Raw genomic sequence first — 4385 nt, forward strand, 5'->3', positions numbered from 1 at the left:
ATTTTTTGTAAAATCCACCAACTATTTTTCAGTACATTACCCAAAATCATATAAAAAAATCCTTGTCATGGTGACAAGGATTTCTATTTTCTAGGATAACAGTACCAATCAAGCATTAGGCGTAGGGCTAACTGTTGGCACTGGAGAAGTCTTAATTCCCGCCTCATCCAATCGATCTTTAATATTCAGAATTGCTTCGCTCTTTGAAATGGCTACATTCTCTCCTTGTTTCATCCAAAATTTGACTTGCAAATTGTAGATACCTAATTTTTGGCCTACAAAAATAACTTCAACATGTTCTGGTTGGTCAATGAATTTAAAGGATTTTACTTCAGCCATAATAATATCTTTCACTTTGTCCAAATTCTCTGTATTGGCAATCTCAAAATCCAAAATAATCTTTCGTTGCGGAGAATCCGTAATGTTGAAAAATGGTGCACTAAAAATCAGTTGATTCGGGATATAGACTTTCTTTCCATCATCGGTAATTAATTTGGTGGTCAAAAAACCGATTTCATGAACGGTTCCTGAAAAATTCTCTATGTTGACATAATCACCAACCTTGAAGGATTTGTCAATGTTCACAAGAAGTCCAGAAAAAACTGAAGTAGCAAGACTCTGCAATGCGACACCGGCAATAATACCTGCAACTCCAAGACTACCAACAAACTTCCAAAGAAATCCACTGAATCCCATTACTTCCAAGGCAAGAAAAGCTCCTGTAAGTACAATTAGGAAGCGAAATAATCCCACCAAAGAAACAATCTCGTGCTTCTTTTTAGGAAACAATTTTTGAAAAAATTTTACCGATAATGTGCTAAGATATTTACTCGTAATCAGAAACAGGCAAAAAATCAAAACACCAACAATAATACTTGGTGTATGTTCTGCAAATTTTACATACCAATTCTGGAGGGTTTTCCAGACGATATCAAAATATTGTACACTCTCTTTGGTAATGCTACTAGTTTTCATGGTTTTTTTTGCAAAATTAAACATAATTCAATTGCGATATCATTCAATAATAAAAATTCCTTCGAAATAATTTCAAAGGAATTATATGATATAGAAATTGTATTTAGATGAAAAGAAGAATCAACGCTATTACAGCTCCAACAGCTGTAAATATCATTCCTCTTTTGAAAGGTTTAGATTTGGGATTGAACATCCAAAAACTTGAAATCACAAAGAAAAATAACGATACTCCAAAGAAGACATTGAGCGGAGACAAAGGATTTTTGGATTCGGATTTGTGGAGCTTGGTCATTTTATCCAGAACAAAAGGGAGTTCCTTTTTAGAATATTTGGCTTGTCCCGTTAAGGAATTGTAAGTTCCATCCTTGAAATAGAAAATTCCATTTTCGGTTTTGTCAATTTCGAGGCGTCTCATTTTGAGCTCTTTTCCCAAGTCTTTTTCTGTAAGATTTTTTGCAATGACTTGGTCGTAGTGTTTTTCTTCTTTTAGAAAATCGGTATCACGATAAACAAGCAAAACGCCACTAATCGCATAAATCGCCATAATCCCAGCCATGAAATATCCAAGAAATCTATGAACGATTCTCATAAAGGTCTTTGTGTCTTTTATTTTATCCATTTTATTTAGTTATACAGTTAGTCTGTTAGTAAGTGATGTTTCGAATTCACTAGGAATTTAGCCAAATTCATATTTAAAACTTCTTGCAAATTTATAGCTTCACCACTTTATCTATTTACAATTTATAAGTCAGTGTAAAATAATAGTTTCTTGGTGAGATTGGATTAACAGAGTAGTTTTCGTGTACGATATAATTTTTAGCATCGAAAAGGTTCCCAACTTTCCCTTGAATCACGATTTTTTTGAATTCGTATCCTATGGATAAATCAAAAATGTTGTAATCACTCAATTCAAATACCCTTGAAACACCCTTTCTAGCTTCCAAAGAGTTGTTTCCGGTTTTAGTATCGTTCCAACCAGCTAATCTCCCACCAATATAGTAATAAGTCGCACCCATTTTTAGACCTTTAACAAATTTATCAAATGTGTAAAAAACTGACGCATTTAGCGTTGTAGAAGGCGTTCTGACTACCCTTTGCTCCTCAATATAACCAAAATCATCTGGTGTATCTTTGTAAACAGCATGATTGTAAGAGAACCCTGCAATAATTGAAATATTTTTTGTTGGATTTCCTGTGACATCGGCTTCAACACCACGGCTTAATAATTTTCCAGCAAATTCTTTTTTGTTAGAGTCAGAATTGGCAATTCCATTTGCATCAAATTGAGCAGTTTGATAAAAATTTTTATTTAAAATTTGATAAGCACTCAAATTAAAAGCAACTGCATTATTCCAAATATTCTTTTTTACTCCGATTTCGAATTGATCGATAATACTTGGTTTCAAACCATCTCCAGTGTTAATATCTTGTCCAGTATTTGGTGAAAACGAATTGGTGTAAGTCGCAAAAGCTGAAAAATTTTCATTGGGCATAAAAACCAATCCTGCTTTTGGAGAAAAGGCTCTATTAGAGGTGGTCGAATTTGTTTTTTCAATTTTAGTATTATCTGTGAAATTGGTTACCAAAGTCCTCATATTTTCAAGGTAAGAATAGCGAAGTCCCGCTATCACTTTAAACTGTTTGGTTAGACTGATAAAGTCCTGAGCATAAAATCCAATTCTTCTGGTCGGGATTCTGGTTTTATCGTTTTTCAAAGCAATTGGCATTGCTCCCGCTTCCCAAGAAGATTCATCATTTAAATAAACATAACCTGTAGAATTTCCATTTGTTCCAAAATAGTAAGAAGTTCCATAGGGGTCATCACCTCGATTCGGATCGTAGTAAGTGTAAGAGTCGGCTTGCAAATAATCTGCATCTGTGCCCACCAAAACTTTATGATTAATTTTTCCAGTATTAAATTCGCCATTTAAATTCACTTGAGCACTGGTGTAATTTTGCTCGTTGTAAGCACGGCTTAAGTTTCTTTTCCAACGATAGCCCAAAGTGTTTTCGGCCCAATACGTTCTTTCAGTAGAGAAATAATCTCGGGTGTAATTTTGGTAAGTAACCACCGCATTCAATAACCATTTTTCATTGAATTTATGATTCAGAACAACATCTGTTGAAGCTTGTTGAACATTCTGAAATTGCCAATCTGCACCAAAAAAAGTATTGATTGGAGAAACAGTATTTAAAGAATAAGACTTATCTGAGGCTTCAAACGTTCCCAATCCGAAGTCTGGTGTGAAATTATTTTTCAAATAATCTCCTTCAACGATGATTTGGGTGTTCTTACCAAGATTAAAAACAAAACTTGGGTTGAAATAATATTTTTCTGAACTAACTACATCTCTGAAGCTGTTCGCTTTTTCGTACGCTCCGTTCACGCGAAAAGCGACATTCTTAGAAAGTGGTCCGTAGATATCAACAGTAGGTTTGTAAGCGTCCCAACTTCCTGCACTGAAACCTACACTTCCCCCAAAACTAAATCTTGGTTTTTTGGTTATCATGTTGATAATTCCACCTGCAGCAACATTTCCGTAAAGCAAAGCATTGGCTCCTTTGGCTACTTCCACACGCTCAAGACCTGAAGTTTCAGGATTAACACCACTATTGATTCTGGCGCCGTTTTTATAAATGTTTTCGGTACCAAAAGTGAATCCTCTTCCTCCAAAACTCGATTGCGAGTTCCCTCTGGCTGAAGTCACATAGATTCCGTTGACATTTTGGATAACCTCCGACAATTGTCTGATTTGTTGCTGTTCTATAATTTCATGAGTAACGATAGATACGGGTTGAGGATTTTCCATCACAGATAGATTAGATTTACTCGTTGTCACGCGTGCCTTGTTCGGGTTTCCAGTCTTATGAAGTTGTATGTCTTCAATTTCTTGAATTCTCAAAGTGTCACTTTCTTGTTTATACATCATTTGCGCACTTGTAGATATTGCAAAAACCAATAAACCTAATGAAATAATTTGCTTCTTCATTCCTCAATTTTATTTAGAATTAATTAAAATAACGAAGCAAATGTAAAAAAGTAAGCCTTTATTTCAAAATTTATTTTTAATAATTCTAAATAAAGATAAGGTGTAAATTCTATATGATTGAAATTCAAATAGATGAAATAACTGATTTTTATCAGCAATAGTTTCAGCCTTGGGGAAATCTAATAACCTGAATTGAAAATATATTTTAATCCTCCATTTTTTGTAACTTTAACCAACGTATCTCCATCTCTTCTAACTTTCATGAGACCATTTCTAAATGAGCAGAAAGCTAAGAGTTTTTTCAAATTTTATTCAGTGATTTTTCTTACGGCTTTTTGCTTAATTTTCTTAAACAAATAAACTTTGTTTATTCTGAATTTTAACATTAAGATATTCAGATAATTAATTTGTATTTAGTAA

Annotated in this window: 4 protein-coding genes; all 4 read right to left on the bottom strand. The window is 33.8% G+C overall.

The window, feature by feature from the left end:
* Window positions 1-108: 108 nt before the first annotated feature.
* The 4 genes from AC4AGG_RS15370 to AC4AGG_RS15385 all read right to left on the bottom strand — a co-directional run bounded on the left by AC4AGG_RS15370 (window position 109) and on the right by AC4AGG_RS15385 (window position 4270).
* A complete protein-coding gene (locus AC4AGG_RS15370) occupies window positions 109-975 on the bottom strand; it encodes a mechanosensitive ion channel family protein (RefSeq protein ID WP_489772898.1) in 867 nt (288 codons plus the stop codon).
* A 103-nt stretch (window positions 976-1078) separates the two neighbouring features.
* Window positions 1079-1594 carry a hypothetical protein gene (locus AC4AGG_RS15375; RefSeq protein ID WP_489772899.1) on the bottom strand — a complete coding sequence of 172 codons (516 nt, stop codon included), beginning with the start codon at window positions 1592-1594 and terminating at the stop codon, window positions 1079-1081.
* Between the two features lie 115 nt (window positions 1595-1709).
* Complete coding sequence (locus AC4AGG_RS15380; protein WP_489772900.1) at window positions 1710-3965, bottom strand: TonB-dependent siderophore receptor; 2256 nt, start codon at window positions 3963-3965, stop codon at window positions 1710-1712.
* Window positions 3966-4144: 179 nt separating this feature from the next.
* On the bottom strand, window positions 4145-4270 hold the full coding sequence (locus tag AC4AGG_RS15385; RefSeq protein ID WP_489772901.1) for a hypothetical protein: 126 nt from the start codon (window positions 4268-4270) through the stop codon (window positions 4145-4147).
* Between the last annotated feature and the right edge of the window lie 115 nt (window positions 4271-4385).

The organism is Chryseobacterium sp. CG10_8, assembly GCF_058117085.1.

Excerpts from the sequence above, each read along its gene's own strand:
- AC4AGG_RS15370 (WP_489772898.1), bottom strand. The coding sequence starts at position 975 with ATGAAAACTAGTAGCATTACCAAAGAGAGTGTACAATATTTTGATATC.
- AC4AGG_RS15375 (WP_489772899.1), bottom strand. The coding sequence starts at position 1,594 with ATGGATAAAATAAAAGACACAAAGACCTTTATGAGAATCGTTCATAGA.
- AC4AGG_RS15380 (WP_489772900.1), bottom strand. The coding sequence starts at position 3,965 with ATGAAGAAGCAAATTATTTCATTAGGTTTATTGGTTTTTGCAATATCT.